Annotated in this window: 18 protein-coding genes; 9 read left to right on the top strand and 9 right to left on the bottom strand. The window is 74.2% G+C overall.

Translation table 11 applies throughout. The features are described 5' to 3' along the window. Positions 1-30: 30 nt before the first annotated feature. Both ACWCSV_RS25670 and ACWCSV_RS25665 read right to left on the bottom strand, forming a co-directional pair. Positions 31-1,560: a SulP family inorganic anion transporter gene (locus ACWCSV_RS25670; RefSeq protein ID WP_451145983.1), complete on the bottom strand. Its 1,530-nt coding sequence runs from the start codon at positions 1,558-1,560 to the stop codon at positions 31-33. A 516-nt stretch (positions 1,561-2,076) separates the two neighbouring features. Continuing rightward, the gene (locus ACWCSV_RS25665; protein WP_451145981.1) at positions 2,077-2,508 is read right to left on the bottom strand and encodes a DUF2267 domain-containing protein; all 432 of its coding nucleotides are present in this window, start codon (positions 2,506-2,508) and stop codon (positions 2,077-2,079) included. Between the two features lie 230 nt (positions 2,509-2,738). Here ACWCSV_RS25665 and ACWCSV_RS25660 point away from each other — a divergent pair, with 230 nt between their 5' ends. Continuing rightward, the gene (locus ACWCSV_RS25660; RefSeq protein ID WP_451145979.1) at positions 2,739-3,317 is read left to right on the top strand and encodes a TIGR03086 family metal-binding protein; all 579 of its coding nucleotides are present in this window, start codon (positions 2,739-2,741) and stop codon (positions 3,315-3,317) included. Positions 3,318-3,397: 80 nt separating this feature from the next. Here ACWCSV_RS25660 and ACWCSV_RS25655 read toward each other — a convergent pair whose 3' ends face one another. Beyond that, the gene (locus ACWCSV_RS25655) at positions 3,398-5,884 is read right to left on the bottom strand and encodes a GTPase-associated protein 1-related protein (protein WP_451145977.1); all 2,487 of its coding nucleotides are present in this window, start codon (positions 5,882-5,884) and stop codon (positions 3,398-3,400) included. A 256-nt stretch (positions 5,885-6,140) separates the two neighbouring features. Then, positions 6,141-6,533 carry a VOC family protein gene (locus ACWCSV_RS25650; RefSeq protein WP_451145975.1) on the bottom strand — a complete coding sequence of 131 codons (393 nt, stop codon included), beginning with the start codon at positions 6,531-6,533 and terminating at the stop codon, positions 6,141-6,143. 84 nt (positions 6,534-6,617) lie between these two features. Here ACWCSV_RS25650 and ACWCSV_RS25645 point away from each other — a divergent pair, with 84 nt between their 5' ends. After that, entirely contained in the window at positions 6,618-7,280 is a 663-nt protein-coding gene (locus ACWCSV_RS25645) for a nucleoside/nucleotide kinase family protein (RefSeq protein ID WP_451145973.1), read from the top strand. Between the two features lie 72 nt (positions 7,281-7,352). On the opposite strand, the gene ACWCSV_RS25640 is transcribed toward ACWCSV_RS25645, so the two are convergent. After that, on the bottom strand, positions 7,353-8,252 hold the full coding sequence (locus ACWCSV_RS25640) for a S41 family peptidase (protein ID WP_451145971.1): 900 nt from the start codon (positions 8,250-8,252) through the stop codon (positions 7,353-7,355). Here ACWCSV_RS25640 and ACWCSV_RS25635 point away from each other — a divergent pair. Both ACWCSV_RS25635 and ACWCSV_RS25630 read left to right on the top strand, forming a co-directional pair. Next, entirely contained in the window at positions 8,251-8,406 is a 156-nt protein-coding gene (locus ACWCSV_RS25635; RefSeq protein ID WP_451145969.1) for a hypothetical protein, read from the top strand. The two genes, ACWCSV_RS25640 and ACWCSV_RS25635, sit on opposite strands and share 2 nt — an antisense overlap. A 125-nt stretch (positions 8,407-8,531) precedes the next feature. Next, positions 8,532-9,620, top strand: coding sequence for a DNA polymerase III subunit beta family protein (locus tag ACWCSV_RS25630; protein WP_451145967.1), 1,089 nt, complete (start codon positions 8,532-8,534; stop codon positions 9,618-9,620). Positions 9,621-10,328: 708 nt separating this feature from the next. Here ACWCSV_RS25630 and ACWCSV_RS25625 read toward each other — a convergent pair. Further along, on the bottom strand, positions 10,329-11,300 hold the full coding sequence (locus ACWCSV_RS25625) for a GNAT family N-acetyltransferase (RefSeq protein WP_451145965.1): 972 nt from the start codon (positions 11,298-11,300) through the stop codon (positions 10,329-10,331). A 252-nt stretch (positions 11,301-11,552) separates the two neighbouring features. Between ACWCSV_RS25625 and ACWCSV_RS25620 the strand changes: the two genes are divergently transcribed. Then, the gene (locus ACWCSV_RS25620; RefSeq protein WP_451145963.1) at positions 11,553-12,680 is read left to right on the top strand and encodes a M24 family metallopeptidase; all 1,128 of its coding nucleotides are present in this window, start codon (positions 11,553-11,555) and stop codon (positions 12,678-12,680) included. A 172-nt stretch (positions 12,681-12,852) separates the two neighbouring features. Beyond that, positions 12,853-13,761 (top strand): hypothetical protein, encoded by a 909-nt coding sequence (locus tag ACWCSV_RS25615; protein WP_451145961.1) that lies wholly within the window; start codon positions 12,853-12,855, stop codon positions 13,759-13,761. Positions 13,762-13,867: 106 nt separating this feature from the next. Here the strand turns inward: ACWCSV_RS25615 and treZ are convergent, their stop codons facing one another. Next, positions 13,868-15,628 (bottom strand): malto-oligosyltrehalose trehalohydrolase, encoded by a 1,761-nt coding sequence (treZ, locus tag ACWCSV_RS25610; RefSeq protein ID WP_451146082.1) that lies wholly within the window; start codon positions 15,626-15,628, stop codon positions 13,868-13,870. 266 nt (positions 15,629-15,894) lie between these two features. Between treZ and ACWCSV_RS25605 the strand changes: the two genes are divergently transcribed. Together ACWCSV_RS25605 and ACWCSV_RS25600 are read left to right on the top strand one after the other, a co-directional pair. Next, the gene (locus tag ACWCSV_RS25605; RefSeq protein WP_451145959.1) at positions 15,895-17,355 is read left to right on the top strand and encodes a GH1 family beta-glucosidase; all 1,461 of its coding nucleotides are present in this window, start codon (positions 15,895-15,897) and stop codon (positions 17,353-17,355) included. 59 nt (positions 17,356-17,414) lie between these two features. Then, complete coding sequence (locus tag ACWCSV_RS25600) at positions 17,415-18,536, top strand: alpha-L-fucosidase (protein ID WP_451145957.1); 1,122 nt, start codon at positions 17,415-17,417, stop codon at positions 18,534-18,536. 32 nt (positions 18,537-18,568) lie between these two features. Here the strand turns inward: ACWCSV_RS25600 and ACWCSV_RS25595 are convergent, their stop codons facing one another. After that, positions 18,569-19,522, bottom strand: coding sequence for a GNAT family N-acetyltransferase (locus ACWCSV_RS25595; RefSeq protein ID WP_451145955.1), 954 nt, complete (start codon positions 19,520-19,522; stop codon positions 18,569-18,571). A 334-nt stretch (positions 19,523-19,856) separates the two neighbouring features. On the opposite strand from ACWCSV_RS25595, the gene ACWCSV_RS25590 reads away from it, so the two are divergent. Beyond that, the gene (locus ACWCSV_RS25590) at positions 19,857-20,462 is read left to right on the top strand and encodes an FHA domain-containing protein (RefSeq protein WP_451146080.1); all 606 of its coding nucleotides are present in this window, start codon (positions 19,857-19,859) and stop codon (positions 20,460-20,462) included. Positions 20,463-20,506: 44 nt separating this feature from the next. Here the strand turns inward: ACWCSV_RS25590 and treY are convergent, their stop codons facing one another. Further along, positions 20,507-22,915, bottom strand: a complete 2,409-nt coding sequence (gene treY / locus ACWCSV_RS25585; protein ID WP_451145953.1) for a malto-oligosyltrehalose synthase — start codon at positions 22,913-22,915, stop codon at positions 20,507-20,509. Between the last annotated feature and the right edge of the window lie 28 nt (positions 22,916-22,943).

Raw genomic sequence — 22,943 nt, 5'->3', positions numbered from 1 at the left:
TCTCGCGTACCCAGGTGGGGGTGGCCGTGGTCAGTGGCCCCCGGCGAGCTCTCCGCTGAGCCGCTCGTGGAGACGGGCGCTCGGCTCGTTCAGCCCGGTGATCCGGACAGCCTTGCCACGCTGGGCGTACCGGGCGGTGATCGCGTCCAGGGCGGCCACCGACGAGGCGTCCCAGACGTGCGCGGCGGACAGGTCGATCACCACCCGATCCGGGTCCCCCGCGAAGTCGAAGCGGCCCACGAGCTCGTTGGACGAGGCGAAGAAGAGCGCCCCGGTCACCCGGTAGACCACGGTGGCGCCGTCCGGGTCGGTGACGGCGGTGACGTCCGCGACATGGGCCACCCGCTTGGCGAAGACCACCGTCGCGAGCAACGAGCCCACGACCACACCGATGGCGAGGTTGTGGGTGGCGACCACGACCACCACGGTGACCACCATGACGGCGATCTCCCCGGCGGGCATCCGCCGCAGCGTCCTCGGGGCGATGGAGTGCCAGTCGAAGGTGGCGAACGAGACCATCGCCATCACCGCGACGAGGGCGGCCATCGGGATCTCGGAGACGACCGGCCCGAAGGCGATGCAGAGCACCATCAGGAACGCGCCGGCGAGGAAGGTCGACAGCCGGGTGCGCGCCCCGGACACCTTCACGTTGATCATCGTCTGGCCGATCATCGCGCAGCCGCCCATGCCGCCGAAGAAACCGGTGACGATGTTGGCGATGCCCTGGCCGACCGACTCGCGGGTCTTGTCGGAGCGGGTGTCCGTGATCTCGTCGACCAGCTTCGCCGTCATCAGCGACTCCATCAGGCCGACCAGCGCCATCGCGAGTGCGTACGGAGCCACCGTCGTCAGTGTGTGGAGGGTGAACGGTACGTCCGGCAGCCCCGGCACGGGCAGGGACGACGGCAGCTCGCCCCGGTCGCCCACGGTCGGCACCGCGATCCCCGCCGCCACGGTGAAGGCGGTGAGGACCACGATCGAGACCAGCGGGGCCGGGACGACCGCGGTGACCTTCGGGAAGAACACCAGCAGCGCCAGACCGGCCAAGATCAGCGGGTAGACCGCCCAGGGCACGTCCCGCATCTCCGGGACCTGCGCCATGAAGACCAGGATCGCCAGAGCGTTCACGAAGCCGACCATCACCGAGCGCGGCACGAACCGCATCAGCCGCGCCACCCCCAGCGCCCCCAGGACGATCTGGAAGACCCCCCCGAGGATCACGGCGGCGACCAGAAAGCCGAAGCCGTGCTCACGGTTGAGCGGCGCGACCACCAGGGACACCGCACCGGTGGCGGCGGAGATCATCGCCCGGCGCCCGCCGACCACGGAGATCACCACGGCCATGGTGAAGGCGGAGAACAGGCCGACCGCCGGATCGACCCCGGCGATGACCGAGAACGAGATCGCCTCGGGAATCAGCGCGAGGCCGACCACGAGACCGGCCAGCACCTCGGTGCGCCAGACCTTCGGGTCGCCCAGCCAGTCGGGCTTCAGGGCGCGCAGCCGCCCGGCCGGGGACCCTGCGGAGACGGCGGGGACAGGGGGGACGGTGAAGGACAAGGCAGCGGGAACCTGTCGTGCTCGGGCACACCACCGGGTCGGGCCGGCCGGGGGCGTGCGTCAGGGCGTGGAGCACCGGGACGGCACCCCGCGGTCGGGCCCGTGACCGGGACCGGAAGCAGAGGGGGAACGGACGGACCAGGGAGGATCCGTGCGGACCGGGGCCGGGCGCGAACGGCACGGGACGGACAGGCAGCGGCGGGTCCACGGCACGCGCGCCCTGCTCTTCCCGGCACGGAACCTCGCGGGACCGGACCTCCACCGGGGGCGGCGTCGGCCCCGGTGCGGTGGCGCGGACGCGCGGAGCGTACCCGCACCACACCGAAAACCCTACCCCGATGTCGGGGCAGGGTTCGGTGGTGGCCGTCACGCGGGCCCGTGAGGGGGCGCTGCCGCCGCGAGGGGGACGGCCGGAGTCCGTCGCCGCGCCCCTCGCGCGGCCGTGCGTCTCTGTCCTGGGGGTGCCGGACCGGGTCAGGCGGCTCGCGCGGGTCAGCGGGTCAGCGGGTCAGCGGGTCAGGCGGCGCGGGCGAGCTCCGCGCGGCCGAAGAGGAGCGCGTACCCCTGGGGGAGCGCCTGGAGCAACCGGGCGAGGAGGTCGGGACCGGCGAGCTGGGCCACCGTGGTCAGGACGGAGCCCGTGTCCCAGCGGGTGGTGGCGGTGCTCGCGCCGCTCGCCAGAGCGAGCGAGGTGACGAAGTCGCGCCCGGTGAGAGGCGTTTCAGGTCTGGCGGCGAGGAAGACGGCGGCGGCCTCCTCCGGAAGCCGGGACGCCAGGATCTCCCGCTCGTCCCCGGCCAGTTGCCCGCCGAGACCGCCCAGTACGAGACGTACCGCTTCTTCGGCGCGTTCCCGGGTCGGGTACGCGCCGTCGTAGCGGACCTTTTCGAGCATCAGGGTGTACGTCATGGCCGGAACGCACTGGGTGGAGTCAGTCGTGTTCTGCATCGTTCGGCAGTCGCCTTTCTCGTCGCAGTGGCCTTCTCGCCCGCGCCGGAGAGGAAACGTACGGAGCCGTGCGCGCGGGGTGCGGGGCTGGTGTTCAGCCGTTACCCCGGTCCGGCCACCTCACACATGCGGGTTCGAAGTGCGGCACGGCCTTCCGTTGACGGGGCGTCGGGCGATTCGCCGGTGGCGCCGCTCCCGGCCCCGCCCCACGGGCTCGTAGAGTCCCGCCCATGAGCGACATCGATCTCCTTGCGGGAATTCTGTCCAAGACCGGGGACCTCGTCGAAGGCGTCCGGCCCGACCAGCTCTCCCGGCCGACCACCTGCGAGTCGTACGACGTGGAGGCGCTGCGCAACCATCTCGTGGGCTGGCTCCGGGTCTTCGAGGCCGGGTGCGAGGACCGCGCGTACGAAGGCGACCCGGCGGACCACGTCTGCGGGGACGATCCGGCCGGCGAGTTCCGGACCGCCGCCGCGGGGCTGGTCGCCGGCTGGCGGACCCACGGATTCGACCGTCAGGTGCGCGTCATGAAGGGCGAGTTGCCCGGCCCGATGGTCTTCGACATGGCACTCATGGAGTACCTGGGGCACGGCTGGGACCTCGCCGTCGCCACCGGGCAGCCGGTCCCGTTCACCGAGGAGGAGGCGGCGCAGGTGCTGGAACGCGCGCGGGTCACGCTGCCACCGCGGTTCCGGGGCGAGGGGCAGGCGTTCGGCGAGATCGTGCCGGTCGCCGAGGACGCCCCGGCCATGGACCGGTTCGTGGGCTTCCTCGGGCGCGATCCCGGAGCCGCCGCGGCGTCCGCCTGACCTCGGACCGGGTGCGCGTGACATCCGCGGAGCCGCCTGACATCCGCGCGACCCCTCGGTGACCCGGCCCCGCCCGCTCCTCAGGTGCGGCGCACCTTGCCCGCCAGACGACGGCCGATCCGGCCGAGCGGGCCCGCCGGCCGACGGTTCCAGGAGCGGAACGCCTCCGTCCGGCCGCTGCTGCCGGCCCGCCCGACAGCCTCCTCGACCGCCTGGACCCCGGCCGCGGAGAGCTCGCGCACGGCGGGGCGCAGCACCTCGTCCAGCAGGGCGCCGCTGGTACGGGCCCAGTGGGCACCCGCGTGCGGATGGGCACTCCAGGTCAGATAGCAGTCGGCGGCGAACGCGGGGTCGGACCGCAGCCGGGCGAGTACGGGCTCCTCCCGCGCGGCCCTGCCGTAGGCGGCGAGCAGGTCAGGGTCGTCGGTGTGCACGAAGGCGTACAGCTCCTCCTCCGGCCGCCCCGGCGCCAGCAGGCAGCGGGCGAGCGCGCCGGAGACATGCTCCAGGACGCCCGGTTCCACCGGTTCCGCGGCCGGGCGCAGGGCGAGCAGCCGTGCCGCCCAGCCCTCCCCGGCGGCGGCCTCGTCCGGCGGCGGCACCGGTGCCCCGTCCGCCTCCGGGGCGGCCCCGGCCGCGCGCATCGCGCGGGCGAAGTCCAGCAGCAGCAGAGCCCCGCGCTCCCGGCCCACGATCTGGTGCGGGAAGCCGCGCAGCAGATCGTGCGCCAGATCGGCCGCGTCGGCGTCGTCGGCCGCCGCGCCGAGCGCCGCGCCGACCAGATGCGACCAGGTGGCCGCACTGCGGTGCGCGTCCGAGGTGGCAGCCTCCAGCAGCATCCGGGCCTCCCCGGCCGTCGGCCCCCGGTCCGCCCAGACGAGTCCCACGGCGGAGCGCAGCACCAGCGGCTCGGCGAACGGCGAGATTCCGGCGGTCCGCAGCACCCGGCCGAGCGCGGCGCCCCGGTCGTCTCCGCAACTCGCCCTGATCGCCCGCGACTCGGCGCACATCCGCAGATGCGGCAGCGACTGCGTCCCGGTGAACGGGAGGGGTACCTGCCCCAACAGCCTTTCCATGGCAGCGGGATCGTCCGGCGCGATCCGGTCCAGCGCCACCAGCAGCGCGGTCCGCACGTCGAACTGCTCGTCGAGCAGCTCCAGCAGGGCCGGGCCCCACGAGAAGCCGGAGGCGGCCGGCAGCGCGGGGGCGACCCGCTCCACGACGGCGGGCAGCAGCTCCGCGCAGTCGACGCCCAGGAGCCTTGCCACCCGGAGGAGCTGGACCGTCCGCGCGATGTCGAAGGCGGCCCCCGCACCGCCCAGTTCGGCGAGGATCTCCGGTGCGAGCGCCTCGGAGACGGCCTTGCCCTCGGGACCCGCGAAGGCGCTCCGGTCGGGGAGCACGAGGGAGCCGTTGCCGCCGCGTACCGCCTCGGTCACCAGCATCGCGGCGAGCGGGGCGGTCGTGGCGGCCGGAGACCTTCCGTCCAGTGCGCCGAACAGCCGCCCCACCGCGTCGAATTCGGCGCCGGTGCGGTCGTCGAGCCCGGGTGCGGTCAGTGCGTCGACCAGCTTGCGGGTCTGCTCCTCGTCCAGTGCGTACGGCCGCTCCGCCGCCCAGTCGGCCGCAGTGGAACGCTCGTCGGGCCCCAGAGCGATACCGGCGCAGAGTGCGGTGACGGCCAACGGCCCCGCGGCGAACGGCTCGCCATGCAACACGCGTGCCCTGTCGAAGAGTTCGGGTGCCCGGCTGCGCCAGACACGGGCGGCCGTCTCCGCCCAGGCGTCACCGGAAGCCGGCGAGGGGCGGCCGTTCGGGGCGCCGCACACGTGCACCCGGACCTCGGCGGCGTCGAGCAGATGGGCGTCCTCCGGGAGCACGCCGACGACCTGCTGCGGCGCGAGCGAGGGCCGCCGGGAGTACGTGGTGAACGTCAACCGCTCCGCGTGGTCCGGCGGCAGCACCGCGGAGGCCAGGCCGATCCAGCGGGCCACGTCCTCGCTCTGCCGCTCCACGAGCGCCACCGGTGCCGTGGGCCCCGACGCACTCTCCACCCGTACGCGCCGCAGATCGGCGAAGACGGCGGCGAGCCACGGGCCCCGGGAGACCGCGAAGTCGCCGAGGGCCTCACGCTCGAGACCGGGGTCGGCGTGCGGCGAGGTGAGCGGGTCGGGTACCGCTCCGCCCGGGGTGACGGACACCCAGCGGGGCGAGCGCCACGCGGCGATCGGCAGCCGGTCGCCCGGCAGGCGCGCCCCGGCCGGCAGCAGCACGGCGTGGGTGTGGAACCTGAGGTCACCGGACCCGCCCGGCGCGGCCAGTGGCACCGCCCGGGCCAGCAGCCTGCTGCCGTCCGAGAGGTGGGTGAAGCTGAACGCCTGTGGCATGGAGCGGAGTTCGGCATCCGTGGGGAGGAACGGCACGTCCCTCGGGGGCTCGTACCCCAGCAGGGGTTCGATCTCCGAGAGCAGTGCCGTGGGTATCCCGTGGGCGACGGCGGTGAACCGTCCCACCGTCCCCTCGTCCCCCGGAGCGGCCGAGGTGTAGTGCAACTGCGCGAGGCTCATGCCCGGGGCCCTTTTCGTCCTGCGGCGACCGTCCCCGAACCCGCGTGCGCGCAGGCCCGTTCCGGTGACGCGCGGGGCCGGCCGGCGACCGGGGCGGGGAGCGTTCCGCAGTCGCGTGGGGGCGACGCTATCAAGCTCCGGCGGGGGCGCGGAGCGATCCGCCGGCCCGGTTCGCCGGGACCCCGCCGGGCCGTCCCCGCAGGGCGCCGAAGGGCACGGGCCGGGGGCGGGGCATGACTCCCCGCACCCCGCGTCCTCACGCGGGCTGGAGCAGGTCCCAGCGGTTGCCGTACAGGTCCTCGAAGACCGCGACCGAGCCGTACGCCTCGTGCCTCGGCTCCTCCAGGAACCGCACCCCGGCCGCCGTCATGCGCGCGTGGTCCCCCGCGAAGTCCTCGGTGTGAAGGAAGAACCCGACCCGCCCGCCCGTCTGCGCCCCGACCGCCGCCCGCTGCTCCCCGTCCTTCGCGCGGGCCAGCAGCAGGCCCGTACCCGCCGCCCCGGAGCCGCGCGGGCGGACCACGACCCAGCGCGTTCCGTCGCCGCGGTCGGTGTCCTCGGCCAGTTCGAAGCCGACGGCGTCCCGGTAGAAGGCGATGGCCTCGTCGTAGTCGTGGACGACCAGGGTGGTCAGGGCGATGTGCGGCATCTCGGCTCCTCGTGGCGGTGTGGGGATGGCTCCCGTTATACGTAACACTAACGAGGGCGTCGCATCGGCCCGCAGAATGCCCCCATGGACACGTACGACCTCGCCCCGCTCGCCGCCCGCGCGCGGTCCCTCATCGTCCCCGGTCACCGCCGGATCCTGGGGATCGCCGGGCCGCCCGGCGCCGGAAAGTCGACCCTCGCCGCCGCTCTGGTCGAGGCACTGGAGGGCACCGCCGTACTCGTCCCCATGGACGGCTTCCACCTCGCGGGCGCCGAACTGGAACGGCTCGGGCGGGCCGCGCGCAAGGGCGCGCCGGACACCTTCGACGCCGCCGGGTACGCCGCGCTGCTGCGACGGCTGCGCGAGGAGGGCGGGGGCGGCGCCCCGGCGTACGCGGCGGCAGAGGGCGAGACGGTCTACGCCCCCGCCTTCGACCGGGCGCTGGAGGAGCCGATCGCCGGGTCCGTCGCGGTGGAGCCCACCACCCCGCTCGTCGTCACCGAGGGGAACTACCTCCTCCACGACGAGGGGCCCTGGGCCCCGGTGCGCGGGCTGCTCGACGAGGTCTGGTACCTGGACGCCGACCCGGACGTACGCGTGCGGAGGCTGGTGGACCGGCACGTACGGTTCGGCAAGCCGAGGCCGTACGCCGAGCGGTGGGTGGCGGGGTCGGACGAGGCGAACGCCCGGCTGGTCGAGGCCGGACGCGACCGCGCCGACCTGGTCGTCGGACCGCGCCCGCGCTGAGCGGCAGCGGGTTCGCGGGACACGGCCGACGGCTCGGGAGCGGCAGCCGGTTCGGGGACCGTGGCCGACGGCTCAGGAGCGGCAGGCCTTCTGGGCGGAGAGCCAGGCCGTGGCGGCCTTCAGGGCCTTGTCCTGCCCGCGCGTCTCGGGGACCTCCACGTCGGGCGTGAGCGGCCCGTCGTGCACGCGCCCGGTGCGGTCGGCCTCGCGGGCCACCGTCACGACGACCATCGCACCGTCGGACAGGCGGTACGCGGAGTTCGCCGTGGGAACCCCCGTGGTCGCCTGCCCGAACGTGCGGGTGCCCGGACGCCCCAGGAAGGAGATGACCACGGCCTCGCCGGCGCTCGAAGTCCTACGGCTCGTCAGGACGGCGACGGGCGGCAGCGGCCGGGCGAGAGGAGTCGCCGGCCCCCAGGTGTCCACGTACTCGCTGGGCGTACCGTCCTGGACGGCCCAGGGTTCCCTCCGGCCGTCCGCGTAGACGCCGGCGCCGGCCTCCCCGTCGCCGAGGATCGGTCCCACGGCGGCGAGCGGAGGCCACATGTCCCCGCCGGTCTCGCCCCGCAGGTCGACGATCCAGCCACAGGCACCCTCCTCGTCGATCCCCGCGACGGTGGAGCGGGCCGAGCGGATGTACGGGGCGGCCACCTCGTCGGAGGCGACCGGAGGCAGCATCAGATAGCCGATGCCACCGGGGAGGCGGCGTCCTTCGGGGAGCATCAGGTCATCGGCGGACGCGTCCCGGGTCCGGGCGACGTCCTGCGGATCGAGGAAGGTGCTGTGCCGGTCGCCCAGGTCCCGCAGAGCCTGCCGGATCGGCCCGTACGTCTCGGCGGGCGTCCGCGCCTTCGCCGCATGGGCGAAGGCGTCCCGGCGGACCTTCGGCCAGTCCACCTCGGCCTTCAGCAGGGAGTGCTTCTCCATCAGGTCCAGCGCGGAGGTGAGATACGCCTTCGCCTTCGGTGCCATGGTGTCCTCCGGTTCCGCACCGCCCCCACTCGTGCATCCGGCCACCACCAGCACGGCCGCCACCAGGGCCGGCCGGGCCGTCCTCGACATCCGTGCTCCCGCCGGAACCCCCACCGCGTACCCCCACCTCTTCGGCGACGCACCCCTGCGGTGACCAGCGCCTGCGCGCACTCTCCTACGGATCGAGGGGCAGGCGCCACCCCTTACGGCGGCAGGCGCTCCCAGCGGGAGACGCGACCTCTTGACCTTCAAGCCGCTTGAGAGCCGACAATCGCGCCCATGGACGACACCGACGCACTGATGAGCATCGGCGCCTTCGCCCGCCGGGTGGGCCTGGCTCCGAGTGCCCTGCGCTTCTACGACGACTGCGACGTGCTTCCTCCCGCGCACGTGGACGCCGCGACCGGCTACCGCTACTACTCCCGGGCGCAGGAATCCCGCGCGGTCCTGGTGCGGCGGCTGCGCGAAGCCGGGATGCCGCTCACCGACGCCTCGGTGGTGCTCGGCGGGAACCGCGCGGAAGCCCGCGCCGCACTCGAGGCCCACGCCAGGAGGGCCCGCGAGTCCGCCGAGGCCGCCAGGTCGGCGATCGAGGAGATCCTCCGGGACCTGCCGGGCGGCCCGCCCCGGGCCACGGCGCGGATCGGCGGGGCGGAGCTGGCCAGTGCGGTCCGGCAGGTCGTTCCGGCGGTGGCGTCGGGGCGCGCGTCCGAGGAGTTCCCGGTACTCGGACGCGTCCTGGTCGAACTCGCGCGCGAGGAGGTGCGGTTCGTCGCCACGGACCGCTACCGGCTGGCGGTCCGCGCCCTGCGGCCCTCCTCCGCCTCCGTCGAGGGGGAAGCCTGCGGGTTCCTGCTCGGCGCGGCGCAGGCGCGGGACCTCGCTGCCTGGGCCGTACGGCTGCCGGACCTCGGGATCGAGGTGGACGGAGAAGGCGTACGGCTCCACGGCGCGACCGACGAGGTGCGCGACCTGGCTGCCGTCGAAGGGACCTTCCCCGACTACCGGATGATCCTGGAGGGCCTGCCGGCCACGCACCACCGGATCGTCGCGGACCGGACCGCCCTGCGTGCGGCGGTCGTCGCCGACGCGTACGACGGGCCCGTCACCCTGCGGACCGACGGGCAGCGGCTCACCGTCGCCTCCCGGGGCACGGTCAGCGCCGCACCGGCCGCCCTCTGCACCGGGCCGCCCGTGCGCGTCGCCTTCGATCCGGCGGTCCTCCTGCCGGCGCTCGACGCGGGCGTCGGCCCCGACGTCCTGCTGGAGGTCTCCTCGCCGGACGGGCCCGTCGTCGTCCGCTCCGCCGACCAGGGCAGCTTCACCACCCTGGTCATGCCGGTCCACGACACCCCGCCCGCGACCTGAAGCATCCGCCCCTCCGCCCACGCACCGAAAGCGAGACCGTGGACCCCGACAACCCCGTCGTCAGACTCTGCGCCCAGGGCATGCAGGCCGAGACCGAAGGCCGGAAAGCCGACGCCGACCGCCTCTTCCACCAGGCGTGGGAGAGCGCCACGGACGACTACGAGGCATGCGTCGCCGCCCACTACCTGGCCCGCCACCAGCCCACGCCCGAGCTGTCCCTGCACTGGAACCGGGAGTGCCTGCACCGCGCTGACCTGGTCGGCGACGAGCGGGTAGCGGCCTTCTACCCCTCCCTGTACGCCAACGTGGCCAAGGCGCACCAGGACCTCGGCGAGCCCGACGAGGCGCGCGAGAACTTCGGGCTGGCCGCCGCCCGTACCGGCGCGTTGCCGCCGGGGCCGTACGCCGACTGGGTCAGGGCGGCGATCGCCGAGGGGCTTCGCACCACCGGGGCGGCCGTACCGGGTGACGCCGGCGGCCTCCTGTCCGCCCTGCTCGCCGGGTTCTGCGCGCGGCGACCTCAGGGCCCTGGGGCTGATCCTCCCCGCCCACCTCGCGGATCTCGGCACGGAGGAGGACCTGGTACGGCTCACCACGTCCCTGCACATGGTGCACGCCGCCCGGTGGCTGCCCGAGGACGAGCAGCGACTTCTCGGCCGGGCCATCGGCGCCCTGGCCGCTCCCGCCCGACGCACGGGACCGTCCGGCTCAGCCCGGTGCGCCGAAGCCGTCGGCGCTCCCGCCCGGCACCTCACGTTCGAACCGGCCGATGGAGACCGTGACCGTCATCCCCGCCCGTGCGTACAGCACATGAGCACCCGTCAGGCTCTCGCTGTCGACGTCCAGCCCGACCGAGGACGCGCCGCGCCCGGCGAAGAGCGCGAAGGAGCTGAGTAGCAGGGACCGTCCGATCCTGAGGCGACGGTCCTCCCGTCGAACCGCCAACTGGCCCACCTCGCCAGCGGGTTCACCCCGGACGTCGCGGAACCGGCAGAGTGCCGCCCCCGCGATCCGGCCCTCGCGTTCCGCGAGCAGCCAGAGCGAGGGATCGAAGCCGTCGTACAGCAGGTCGTCGGCCCAGACGCCGTACGGGCGGGGCCCGCCGCCCCAGCGGTCGCCGAACGCCTCCTCGACGCAGCCGTGCACCGCCCGCAGGTCCTCGGCGGTCCCGGCGCACGCCCGCAGCGTGACCCCGTCCGCCCACACCGGCGCGGCGAGCGGCCCGCCCAGCGCGATCGCCATCCGCTGATGGACCCGTGCCCGGCGGTAGCCGCGCGAGAGCAGCAGCCGTTCCGAAGCGCCGCCGAGGTAGACGTAGTTGACCAGGGAGAGCGTCCGGCCGGCACCGGCCGCCAGCTCGGTGGCCCGGGCCTCCGCCAGTTCCAGCAGCCGGGTGCCGACGCCCGCGCCCTCGTGGCCGGGACGCGTGTACGCGTCGGCGTGGGCGCGGCCCTCGCCGGGCTCGGCGGCCAGGTGCCCGTACCCCGCGATCTCCCCGCCGGGAGCGGTCGCGATCCACGTGTCACGCTCCCGGTCCAGACGCGACCAGATCCGCAGGTACTCGTCGACGGTCTGGGCCGCCGCCGTGGCGTCCCCGGCCCGGCCCGCGGCGTTCACGGTGCAGAGGATCGCCGGGAGGTCGGATTCGAGGGGCGTGCGTATCCCGTATCCCGGCTGCATGGGGGTCCTCGCTCTGGTGATGGTGACGGTGATGGTGGGTGGGCCCGGGCTCGTGCCCGCGCCCCGGTAGGGAACCAGGAAGCGGGGCGGCCCGGCAACCTGTTTTGGATCATGATTTCGCCGGTGTCGGCCCCGCCACGCCCGCCCGGCGCTCGCGTCCCGCGGCGGGCGGCGGCAGGATGCTCCGTGCGGCGCGCGCAGCGGTGCGCCGCCACCGGCATCCGTACCGGCAGCATCTCTGGAGGCCCCCGCATGACCAGCCCGAACCCGCCCGAGCCCTTCACCGCCGACGTCTACCGGGCCCGGATGGCCCGTGCGGCCGACTCCGCCGCCGAGGCCGGGCTCGCCGGTGTCCTGGTGGCGCCCGGCCCGGACCTCGTCCACCTGACCGGCTACCAGCCCGTCAGCACAGAGCGCCTCACCCTTCTCGTGCTGACCCCAGGTCAGGAGCCGGTGCTGGTCGTACCGACCCTGGAGGCGCCCGACGCCGAGGCGGCGACCGGCGCCCCCGCCCTCTCCCTGCGCGACTGGACCGACGCCAGGAACCCGTACGAGGTGGCCGCCCCCCTCCTCGACGCCGCCGGCCGGTACGGGATCAGCGACAACGCCTGGGCCATGCACCTGCTCGGGCTCCAGCAGCTGCTGCCCGGCACCTCCTACGCCTCGCTCACCCAGGTGCTGCCGATGCTGCGCGCGGTCAAGGACGCGGCCGAACTGGAGCGGCTCGCGGCGGCGGGCGCGGCGGCCGACGCCACGTACGAGGAGATCCTGAAGGTCCCCTTCGCGGGCCGGCGGGAGACCGAGGTCTCGGCGGACCTGGCGGAGCTGCTGATCGGATTCGGCCACTCCCAGGTGGACTTCGCCATCGTCGGCTCCGGCCCGAACGGCGCGAACCCGCACCACGAGGCGGGGGAGCGGGTGATCGAGCACGGCGACATGGTGGTCCTCGACTTCGGCGGCCTGCGGTACGGCTACGGCTCCGACACCTCCCGTACGGTCCACGTGGGCGAGCCCACCGCCGAGGAGCAGCGGGTCCACGACGTCGTACGCGAGGCCCAGGCGGCGGGGTGCGCCGCCGTGCGGCCCGGGGCCGCCTGCCAGGACGTCGACCGGGCGGCGCGCGCGGTCATCACCGAATTCGGCTACGGCGACCGGTTCATCCACCGCACCGGCCACGGCATCGGGGTCACCACCCATGAACCGCCCTACATGATCGAGGGCGAGGAGCAGCCGCTGGTACCGGGGATGTGCTTCTCCGTGGAGCCGGGGATCTACCTCCCGGGGCGGTTCGGCGTGCGGATCGAGGACATCGTCACCGTCACCGGGGACGGCGGCAGGCGGCTCAATTCCACCGCCCGCGAGCTCGCGATCGTCGGATAGGGCGCGAACTCCGCCCGCACATTGCTCGAACATCTCCGGAACAGTGACGGAACGCGGCCTGAACGCGGCCTGCAACAGGCCGGGTTCGGCCCCGGGATCACGCGGCGGACCCGTCGCCCCGCCGCCCGGGGGCCGTGGTTCTCCTGCCAGTGGTGATCCATAGGGTTCGCCCATGTCCCACAACGATGAGAGACCCACGGATTCCGGTCGTTCCCTCGACGACCGGTGGAAGACCCTGATGGACGAGTACTCCCGCCCGGCCACCGGCCAGGACGGACCCGAGGCCCCCGAGCCCGGGCCCGCCCGGGTGTGGCCCCGGAACGTGGCGCTCGCGCTGCTCGCGGCGGGCGCCACGTTCGGCGTGCTCCGGTTCACGGGCGGGGAGGCGGACGACGGCTCGAACGCCCGCGTGACCACCGCGACGGCCTCCGCCGCAGCCACCGCCTCCGCCGCAGCCACGGCGTCCGCCGCAGCCACGGCGTCCGCCGCAGCCACGGCGTCCGCCTCCGAGTCCGCCTCCGCGTCGGCCTCGGCCTCGGGCCGGCCGGGATCCGGTGCTGCTGCGGCCGGGCGGCCGATGATTCCCCTCGCCGACGTCTTCCCGGCCGAGGTCGCGGGCGCGTCCGGCACCACCTTCACCAAGGTGGGCGCGACCGCGGTGGGTTCCTGCACCCAGCCGGACCAGGTCGGCGCCGGGCTCATCGCCCTGATCGAGGCCGGTGCGGGGTGCGTGGGCGAGCAGGTCGCGCTCTACAAGGACGACCAGGACAACCAGTTCGACCTGGCCGTGTTCACCATGAAGGATCCGCTGGACACGGTGAAGGTGGTCAGCGGGCTCTCCGGCGCGTTCGACGACTACGAGGTCGCCGTGCAGGCCCCGCCGCCCGGATCGGGCCTGCCCACCCTGCCCGCGGACAGCGGGCTGGTGCAGGCGTTCACGGGCTACGGCCGCGTGGCGACGGTCGGCATGGGGCAGTGGTCGGACGGCCGCACCGCCGACCTCCAGCAACTGGTCGACCGCCTGGGACCGTTGCAGGACGCGGTCTCGAAGAGGATCGAGGCCTACGAGGGCACCGGCTGACCCCCGCCCGCCACCGGAAGCAGCGGGCGGAGGCACCACATCAGCCGCCGCCGCGCCAGTCGCGCCCTCCGCCCCGCCCTCCGACAGGAGACCGGGCCCCGCCGGGTCACCCGTCCGCCAGCACCACGCACGACTCGGCGGGAAGCCGCAGCAGTCCGTCCGCGCCCGGTGCCTCCACCGGCTCCCACGCCGCCAGTACCCGCCCGGTGCCGGCCCGGTTCCGCCCGCCGCCCAGCGGGACGGCGACGGGCCGACCGGACAGGTTGACCGCGATCCGTACGTCGCCCCGGCGCAGCGCCAGCCACCGGGCCTCCTCGTCGAAGGCGACCTTCACCGAGGCGAGGTCCGGGTCGTGCAGGTCGGGCACGGCCCGGCGGAGTGCGATCAGCTCCCGGTACCAGGCGTGCAGCCGGTCGTGCGGGGCGCGTTCGCGTTCGCTCCAGTCCAGGCAGGACCGCTCGCGGGTCGCGGGATCCTGCGGGTCGGGGATGTCCTCCTCGGCCCAGCCATGCGCCCCGAACTCCCGCCGTCTGCCGTTGCGTACCGCCTCGGCCAGCTCCGGGTCGGTGTGGTCGGTGAAGAACTGCCACGGGGTCCGGGCCCCCCACTCCTCGCCCATGAAGAGCATCGGGGTGAACGGGCCGGTCAGCACCAGCGCCGCCGCGCACGCCTGGAGGCCGAGGGAGAGGGAGGCGGCGAGCCGGTCGCCGAGGGCCCGGTTGCCGATCTGGTCGTGGGTCTGGGCGTATCCCACGAAGCGGTGGGCGGGGGTGCGGGTGACGTCGACGGGGCGGCCGTGCGACCGCCCCCGGAAGCTGGAGTACGTGCCGTCGTGGAAGAAGGCCCGCGTCACCGTCCTGGCCAGCGCGGCCAGCGGTGCGGCGGCGAAGTCCGCGTAGTAGCCCTGCGACTCGCCGGTGAGGGCCGTGTGCAGGGAGTGGTGGAAGTCGTCGTTCCACTGGGCGTGCAGCCCCAGCCCGCCCGCCGTGCGCGGGGTCGTGGTGCGCGGGTCACAGAGGTCGGACTCTGCGATCAGCGTCAGCGGCCGGCCCACCTCGGCGGCCAAGGCGTCCACCCCGGCCGCCAGCTCCTCCAGAAAGGTCAGTGCCCGCGTGTCGGCGAGGGCGTGCACCGCGTCCAGCCGCAACCCGTCGAGCCGGTAGTCGCGCAGCCAGGCCAGTGCGCTGCCCAGCAGATACGCCCGCACCTCGTCCGAACCGGGGGCGTCCAGATTGACCGCCGCGCCCCACGGGGTGTGGTGCGTCTCGGTGAAGTACGGGCCGAAGGCGGGGAGGTAGTTGCCGGACGGGCCGAGGTGGTTGTGGACGACGTCCAGCAGCACCGCGAGCCCGAGCCCGTGCGCGGTGTCCACGAACCGCTTCAGCCCCGCGGGGCCGCCGTACGGTTCGTGGACGGCCCAGAGCGACACACCCTCGTACCCCCAGCCGTGGGAGCCGGGGAACGGGCAGACCGGCATCAACGACACGTGCGTGACGCCCAGTTCCGCCAGATGGCCGAGCCGCCGCGCCGCCGCGTCGAAGGTGCCCTCGCCGGTGTACGTACCGACGTGGAGCTCGTACAGCACGCCGCCCGGCAGCCCGCGCCCCCGCCAGTCGCTCCGCCAGGCGTAAGCCTCCTGGTCGACCACCGCGCTCGGCCCGTCCGGACCGTCCGGCTGGCGCCGGGAGCGCGGGTCCGGGAGCAGCGGCCCCCCGTCCACCGAGAAGCCGTACCGGTCGCCGTCGGCCGCGTCCGCCTCGGTCGTCCACCAGCCCGCTCGGGACCCGTCACGCCCCATCGCCAGCCGGGTGCCGGACAGCTGGAGTCCGACCGAACCGGCCCCGGGGGCCCACACCTCGAACCGCATCCGCCACTCCCCGTCCGTCATGTGTCAGTGATTCGTATGAAAAGCCGGAAGCGCCGGAGGGAAGTCCGGACCAGCTTTCATGATCGGCTGAAGTCGCACGCCCCGCCCGGAATACTGGACCGGTTCCGCTGGGCCGACCGAAGGGATGTCCCGTGTTCCGCGCATCGGCGCACAGGAGTACGGATCACCCCTTAAGGTCTGCTCTGATCATTGCCCTGCCCGATCCTGCTCATACGTACGCCGACGTACGGCTGATGGAGGCCGAAATGACCGTGCCGAAGTTCCCTCCCGGCTTCCTCTGGGGAGCCTCCGCCTCCGCGTTCCAGACCGAGGGAGCCGTCGAGGCCGACGGCAAGGGCCTCTCCGGCTGGGACGCCTTCGCCGCCGTGCCCGGCCGCATCAAGGACGGCACCGACACCACCCGGGGGACCGGATTCCACGAGCACTGGCGTGAGGACGTAGGCCTGCTCGCCGGGCTCGGCGCCGACGCCTTCCGCTTCTCCATCAGCTGGCCCCGCGTGGTGCCCGGCGGCAGCGGCGCGGTCAACCCGGCCGGACTCGACTTCTACGACCGGCTCGTCGACGAACTCTGCGCCCGGGGCATCACCCCCGCCCCCACGCTCTACCACTGGGACACCCCGCTGCCGCTGGACGAGGAGGGCGGCTGGCTCAACCGCGACACCGCCTACCGCTTCGCCGAGTACGCGGGCATCGTTGCCGAACGGCTCGCCGACCGCGTCCCCATGTGGATCACCATCAACGAGCCCGCCGAGGTCACCCTGCTGGGCTACGCCCTCGGGCAGCACGCGCCCGGCCGCACCCTGCTCTTCGACGCCCTGCCCGCCGCCCATCACCAGCTCCTCGCCCACGGGCTGGCCGTCCGGGCGCTGCGCGCCGCCGGAGCCTCCAACATCGGCATCGCCGTCTCGCACACCCCCGTCTGGACGGCCGGCGACTCGGACGAGGACCGGGACGCGGCCTCCCTGTACGACACCCTCACCAACTGGCTCTTCGCCGACCCGCTGCTCACCGGCCGCTACCCCGACGAGGGATTCGCCGCGCTGATGCCGGGCCCGGTCGCCGACGACCTGAAGACCATCTCGGCCCCGCTGGACTGGTACGGCGTCAACTACTACAACCCCACCCTCGTCGGCGCCCCCCGTCCCGAAGCGCTCGACTCCTTCGCCGGATTCGAGATCCCCGCCGAACTCCCATTCGGCATCAGAGAGATCGAGGGGTACGAGAAGACGGACTTCGGCTGGCCCGTCGTCCCGGACGGGCTGCGCGAGACCCTCGTCCAGCTCCGCGACCGCTACGGCGACCGGCTGCCGCCGCTCTACATCACCGAGAACGGCTGCGCGGTGGACGACGCCGTCAGCGACACCCGCCGCATCGCCTTCCTGGAGGGCCACTTGGGCGCCCTGCACCGGGCGATCGGTGAAGGCGTCGACGTACGCGGCTACTTCACCTGGTCGCTCACCGACAACGTGGAGTGGACCGAGGGAGCCAGCAAGCGCTTCGGGCTCGTCCACATCGACTACGAGACCCTGCGCCGGACCCCGAAGGAGTCCTACACCTGGTACCGCGACGTCATCCGGGCCCAGCGCGCGCCGGCCGAATCCGTTCCGGCGGGCGAGGGTCCGGCGGGAGCCGGCATCATCGGCCAGTCCACCGCCGGGGCGCTCCCGGAACCGGCCGGCGCCGAGACCGCCGTACGGCCGGGCTGACGCGGGCGCGGGGCGGGAAGGGCTTCCCGACCGGGCCCCGGTGACCGATACTTCGCGCCATGGTTGCTCAATGGTGGACCCAGGCCGGCCTGGGGATATTCGTGCACTGGACGCCCGCGTCGGTCCCCGGCTGGGCTCCGCCCCACACCGCGCCCGCCGACCTCCCCCGGGCCGGACGGGCCGCCCCACTCGCCTGGACCTCGTACGCCGAGTGGTACGAGAACGGGCTCCGCTTCCCCGGCAGCCCGGTCTCCGCCCACCACCGGGCCACCTACGGCGACAAGCCGTACACCGATTTCGGCCGGGAGTTCGAGGACGGGCTGGCCGGCTGGGACCCCTCCGCGTGGGCACGCGCCTTTCGCGCCGCCGGAGCCCGCTACGCCGTCCTGGTCACCAAGCACCACGACGGCTACTGCCTCTGGCCCTCCGAGGTGCGCAACCCGAACCGGGCCGGCTGGCACACCACCCGTGACGTAGTGGGCGAGTTCGCCGAAGCGGTCCGGGCCGAGGGGCTGCGCTTCGGCGTGTACTACTCCGGCGGGCTCGACTGGACCTTCGACAGCCGCCCGGTCGGCACCGCCGCCGACATGCTCGCCTCCGTACCGCGCGGTGCGTACCCCGCCTACGCCGACGCCCAACTGCGGGAACTCATCAGGCGGTACCGCCCGGACATCCTCTGGAACGACATCGCCTGGCCGGCCGGCACCCCCGAGGTCCGCCGGCTGATCGACTTCTACCGCTTCACCGTCCCGCACGGCGTGGTCAACGACCGGCTGCTGCCGCGCTCGCCGCTCTGGCGCACCTTCGCCCTCCCGGGTGCCGGGGCGCTGTACGACCGCTGGGAGCGGCGGACGATCGCCCAGGACGAGGGGTTCGTCCCGCGCAAGCCGCCCTACTACGACTTCCGTACACCGGAGTTCGCCCGCTACACGGGCCCCGACCCGTACGAGATCACCCGCGGCATCGACCACAGCTTCGGCTACAACCGCAACTCCCCGCCCGGTGCCTTCCTCGGCCGCGAGACCCTCGCCGCACTGGTCCGGGACACCGCGGCCGACGGCGGCAACCTACTGCTCAACGTCGGACCGCGCGGCGAGGACGCCGCCATCCCCGAGGAGCAGCTGCAGCGTCTTGAATGGCTCGCGCAGGACCGGGCGGCGGAGGCGGAGGCGGCCGGCTGACCACGGGGCGGGTGGCTCGGTCCCGGACCGGTTCAGTCCCAGACCATGTTGAGCGCCCGCTCGAAGTTGACGTACCCCAGCCGCCGGAACGCCCGGGCCATCGGCTGGTTGCCGAGGTCCGTGGCGGCCCGGACGCGCTCGACCCCCTCCTGGGCGGCGAGCACCCGGGTCCCCTCGGCGAGCAGCTCGTCGACGTACCCCTGCCCGCGACGGCCGGGCAGCACCCCGATGTACGCGATGACCGGGTTGTAGTTGTTGCGTGCCGGGACGACGAACCCGATGGGCTCCCCGTCCGGGAGCTCGCCGACGCGCCACCAGTCGCGGGGGGTCGAGTAGCGCGCGAGCTCCTCGTCGTAGTGCCGCTCGGCCGCCTCGCGCGCCGACAGCCCGGCCGCCAGGTCCTGCTTCCCGTGCGCGTCGAGGGTGCCCTCCATCACCGGGGTCATCAGAGCGACCAGGTCCTCGCGGTCCCTGACCGGCCGGAACCGCAGGCGCCCGGTGTCCTCGGGCACCGGGGTCCCGGCCCGCCACTCCAGCCGCAGCCGCTCCACCAGCAGCCGCGCCCCGGTCGACTCCAGAGCGCCGGTCCGCGCCTCGACCACCGCCCGCGCGGCCGGGTCCTCCCGCCAGTCGGGCGGCACGAAACGCTCGTACTCCGGCCGAGGGGCCCCCGGGGGCACCACGGCGGCCGTGGCGGCCTCCACGAGGGCGGCGCCGACCCGGAGGCGCTCGGCCGCGGGCAGGGTGTCGTCCACGTCGAAGAAGTCGAGCAGCGCGGGAGCGCCACCGGAGCCGCTCCACCACCCGGCCCGTGCCACCACCCGGTCGCCGTCCAGGGCCACCCAGAGCCACGACGGACTCCGCCGCCCCGCCTCGATGTCGTCGGCCACCTCGTGGTCGAGGACGTAGGACAGGCTCTGGAAGAGGGGGAGTTCGGCGGAGCCGGAAAGCGGACGGAAGGTCAGGTCGGGTACAGCGGGTGTCACGTTGCTCCAGGGGATCGTCGGCCCCGGTGATCACCGGGCGCTCGCGGCGGCAGACGATAGCAGCGAGGCGGACGCCCACGCACCGTCTTTTGTCCCCGGTGCCCGGCTCAGTTGCTGACCGCGGGGCCTCGCGCAGACGGGTGCGGTCGGTCACCTGGCCGAGCGGGAAGGAGACCATGTCGGCACGGCGGAGGGAGGGGCCCACCACCCCGTGGCCGTAGTACCCGGCCTCGATCTCTCCGGGGCCCTGCCCTCCGGCCGGGTGGCCCTCCTCGCCCCGGTCCTGCACCGTCCCTTCTGGACACCCCGGGGCGCCCGGCCCGACAATCACCCTGTGACGTCCTCCTCCGAGTTCCACACGTATTCCGCGCGGGTGTCCGACGCCCAGCGCGACCGTGTCCTCGGCGTGCTCAGAGAGGGCGCCGCGCAGGGCCGCCTCTCCCACGACACCTTCCTGCGCCGGATGGAACTCGCCCTCGCCGCCCACCGCCCCGAGGACCTGGTGGCTCTCACCGCGGACCTGCGCGAGGAACGCGCCTGGAGCCAGGGGCTGATGCGCGCGGTGGGCGGCGTCTCGGGCTTCCCGGGGCGGCTTCGGATGGCCTGGCGGGCCGGAAAACTGCCCCAACTCCTGCTGCCCGCCCCGGGACCGTACCCGCTGCTCATCGGACGCGACCCGGGCAACGGGCTGCGGCTCAACCACGAGACGGTCTCCCGCAACCACGCCGAACTCACCGCGCGGGGGCGAATCTGGCTGCTCCGCGACCTCGGCTCGACCAACGGCACCTGCGTCAACGGGCAGCGGGTCGTCGGCCTGGTTCCGGTCCGGGAGGGCGACCAGGTGAGCTTCGGTCACATGACCTTCCGCCTGACCGCGCCCCCGCCCCTCCCGCCGGACCGGCCGGCGGCCCTCCCGCCCGGTGACCTGCCGTCCCTCTGAGGCCGGGCCGTCCGCTGTCCGTCCGATCGCGGCCCAGCCTCGCGCTACCCCCGAGGCCCCCTCCTGAGCAGCGCGACCGGGCGTGCGGCGAAGAGCTCGGCGGCCTTCACCTCGCCGCCGCCGAACTCCCCCTCCGCGGCGAGGAGATCGTGCCAGGGGCCGGCGTCCGGGAGCGGCAGGACCGTGTCGGCCCAGCCGCCCGCCTCGGCGAGCCGGAGCGAGAGCCGGGTCACCGCCGTGACCACCTCGCCCGACCGGCAGAACGCCACCGCGTGCTCCGCCGCCGCACCCCGCGCGGTGAGGGGAGTGTACGTACCCGACTCGCCGAACACGTGCGGGAGTTCCGCGCGGAGCCGGAGCGCGGCGGCGGTCAGGCGAGCCTTCTCGTCCGAGGTGCCGGAGCCTCCGGTGGCCGCCGAGGGGCCTGCTCCGGGCTCCGGCTCCGTGAAGGGGCGCCGGTTGTCCGGGTCCACCAGGGCGAGGTACTCACGCTCCGTGCCCTGGTAGAGATCGGGGACTCCCGGCATCGTCAGGTGGACGAGCGCCGCACCCAGCACATTGGCCCGCACCTGAGGGGCGAGCGAGCGGGCGAAGGTGGCGAGGAGGTCCCGGGAGGGCCCACCGGCGCTGCCGGGGCCCGCGGCGACGAAGTCGGACACCGCACGCTCGTAGGAGGCGTCGGACTCGGTCCAGGTGGTGTGGAGGCCCGCCTCGCGCACCGCCTTGAGCAGCGCGGGCTCCAGCCTGCCCGCCGCCTCGGAGGCAGGCAGGTCCACGCACCCGAGGGCCGACTGCCATGCCTGCCATGCGAGTTGGCCGTCCGGCGCCTTCGCCGAGGTCGCCCCCGTCGCCTGGCCCACCAACTCCGCCCACCGGGAGGGGCATTCGGAGAGGGCGGCGATCCGGGCGCGGACGTCGGCACTGCGCTTCGTGTCGTGCGTGGTGAGCACCGTGCCGGTGGACGGCCAGTCACGCGCCAGCCGGGCGCAGAACGCGTGGAAGGCGGCGGGATCCACCGCGGGCCTGCCCGGCCGGCCGCCCACCTCGGTCGCCGAGATCAGCGGGACGTACTGGTAGAACGCCTTGTCCTCCTCGGACTTGGCGTGCAGGGCGGATGCGGTCTGGGCGAACCGGGCGCAGAAGGACACTTGTTCGGGACCGTCCCCCAGCCTCCCGAGCGCCAGCTCCCGCACCACGTCCACCGCCGCGGCCTCCTCGGGTACGGAGAACGCGGCCTTCGCGTCCCGAACCGCCGCATCCGGGAGAGCCGCTTCGGCGGACTCGGTGACCGGTCCGCCCGCCGCGACGTACGGCCGGTACACCGGGACACGTACCAGCAGTTCGGTCACGGCGGTGCGCAGCGCCCACGGGGCGTGGTCACGGAGCAGGGGGTCCCGGGCGCAGATCCGAACGGCCAGCCGGGTGAGCCAGGCCGTCTCGGCGGCGAGGTCGTGACCGGCGACGCGCCGTGCGGCCCGCCGCGCGGTCTCGGGCCAGGAGCCGCCCTCGTCGGCGGAGGGGGCGGCGAACGCGCGGTAGTGGCCGAGGAGTTCGGCCGATCCGAGCGGATCGGTGAAGAGGCCGTCGACGCGGTGCAGCGCGTCGTAGCCGGTGGTTCCGGCCACCGCCCAGCCGGCCGGGAGGGTCTCCTCGCCGGTGAGGATCTTCTCCACGACGGTCCACCGGCTGCCGGTCCCCGCGGCCAGCCGCTCCAGATATCCGGCAGGGTCGGCGAGGCCGTCCGGATGGTCGATGCGCAGCCCCTCGACGACGCCGTCCCGGACGAGTCCGAGGATCTTGCCGTGGGTGGCGTCGAAGACCTCGGGGTGCTCGACCCGTACGGCGATCAGGTCCGAGATGGTGAAGAACCGCCGGTAGTTCAGCTCGGTGCGGGCCAGCCGCCACCAGCCGAGCCGGTAGTGCTGGGCATCCAGCAGTCCGGGCAGCGCCAGACCCTCGGTTCCAGGGCGCAGCGGGAACTCCTGCTCGCCGTAGCGCAGCACGCCCCCGTCGACGGCGAGCCGCCCCAGCTCGTCGCCGACCGGGCCCGCGAGCACGGGCAGCAGCACCTTTCCGCCGCCGCCCTCCCAGTCGATGTCGAACCAGCGGGCGTACGGCGAGGACGGCCCCTCGCGGAGCACCTCCCACAGTGCCCTGTTGTGGCGCGGGGAGGCGGCCATGTGGTTCGGCACGATGTCGACGACCAGCCCCATCCCGTGCGCGCGAGCGGTCGCCGCGAGCCCTCGCAGCCCCTCCTCGCCGCCCAGCTCGGCGCGGACCCGGCCGGGATCGGTGACGTCGTACCCGTGGCGCGACCCGGGCACCGCCTCCAGGACGGGCGAGAGGTGCAGATGGGAGATGCCGAGCGAAGCGAGGTACGGGACCGCCTCCCCGGCGTCCGCGAAGGTGAAGTCCGGTTGGAGCTGGAGCCGGTACGTGGCGGTGGGCGTCATGACCGGTTGAGTACCCACTCGCGGCCCG

This window comes from Streptomyces sp. NPDC001770 (assembly GCF_053596135.1).
Note: the sequence above shows the minus strand (reverse complement) of the source record. Positions and strands in the feature narration are given on the sequence as shown.

Coding starts and splice junctions, on each gene's coding strand:
- ACWCSV_RS25665 (WP_451145981.1), bottom strand. CDS start 2,508: ATGCAGAACACGACTGACTCCACCCAGTGCGTTCCGGCCATGACGTAC.
- ACWCSV_RS25660 (WP_451145979.1), top strand. CDS start 2,739: ATGAGCGACATCGATCTCCTTGCGGGAATTCTGTCCAAGACCGGGGAC.
- ACWCSV_RS25655 (WP_451145977.1), bottom strand. CDS start 5,884: ATGAGCCTCGCGCAGTTGCACTACACCTCGGCCGCTCCGGGGGACGAG.
- ACWCSV_RS25650 (WP_451145975.1), bottom strand. CDS start 6,533: ATGCCGCACATCGCCCTGACCACCCTGGTCGTCCACGACTACGACGAG.
- ACWCSV_RS25645 (WP_451145973.1), top strand. CDS start 6,618: ATGGACACGTACGACCTCGCCCCGCTCGCCGCCCGCGCGCGGTCCCTC.
- ACWCSV_RS25635 (WP_451145969.1), top strand. CDS start 8,251: ATGGTGTCCTCCGGTTCCGCACCGCCCCCACTCGTGCATCCGGCCACC.
- ACWCSV_RS25640 (WP_451145971.1), bottom strand. CDS start 8,252: ATGGCACCGAAGGCGAAGGCGTATCTCACCTCCGCGCTGGACCTGATG.
- ACWCSV_RS25630 (WP_451145967.1), top strand. CDS start 8,532: ATGGACGACACCGACGCACTGATGAGCATCGGCGCCTTCGCCCGCCGG.
- ACWCSV_RS25625 (WP_451145965.1), bottom strand. CDS start 11,300: ATGCAGCCGGGATACGGGATACGCACGCCCCTCGAATCCGACCTCCCG.
- ACWCSV_RS25620 (WP_451145963.1), top strand. CDS start 11,553: ATGACCAGCCCGAACCCGCCCGAGCCCTTCACCGCCGACGTCTACCGG.
- ACWCSV_RS25615 (WP_451145961.1), top strand. CDS start 12,853: ATGTCCCACAACGATGAGAGACCCACGGATTCCGGTCGTTCCCTCGAC.
- treZ (WP_451146082.1), bottom strand. CDS start 15,628: ATGCGGTTCGAGGTGTGGGCCCCCGGGGCCGGTTCGGTCGGACTCCAG.
- ACWCSV_RS25605 (WP_451145959.1), top strand. CDS start 15,895: ATGACCGTGCCGAAGTTCCCTCCCGGCTTCCTCTGGGGAGCCTCCGCC.
- ACWCSV_RS25600 (WP_451145957.1), top strand. CDS start 17,415: ATGGTTGCTCAATGGTGGACCCAGGCCGGCCTGGGGATATTCGTGCAC.
- treY (WP_451145953.1), bottom strand. CDS start 22,915: ATGACGCCCACCGCCACGTACCGGCTCCAGCTCCAACCGGACTTCACC.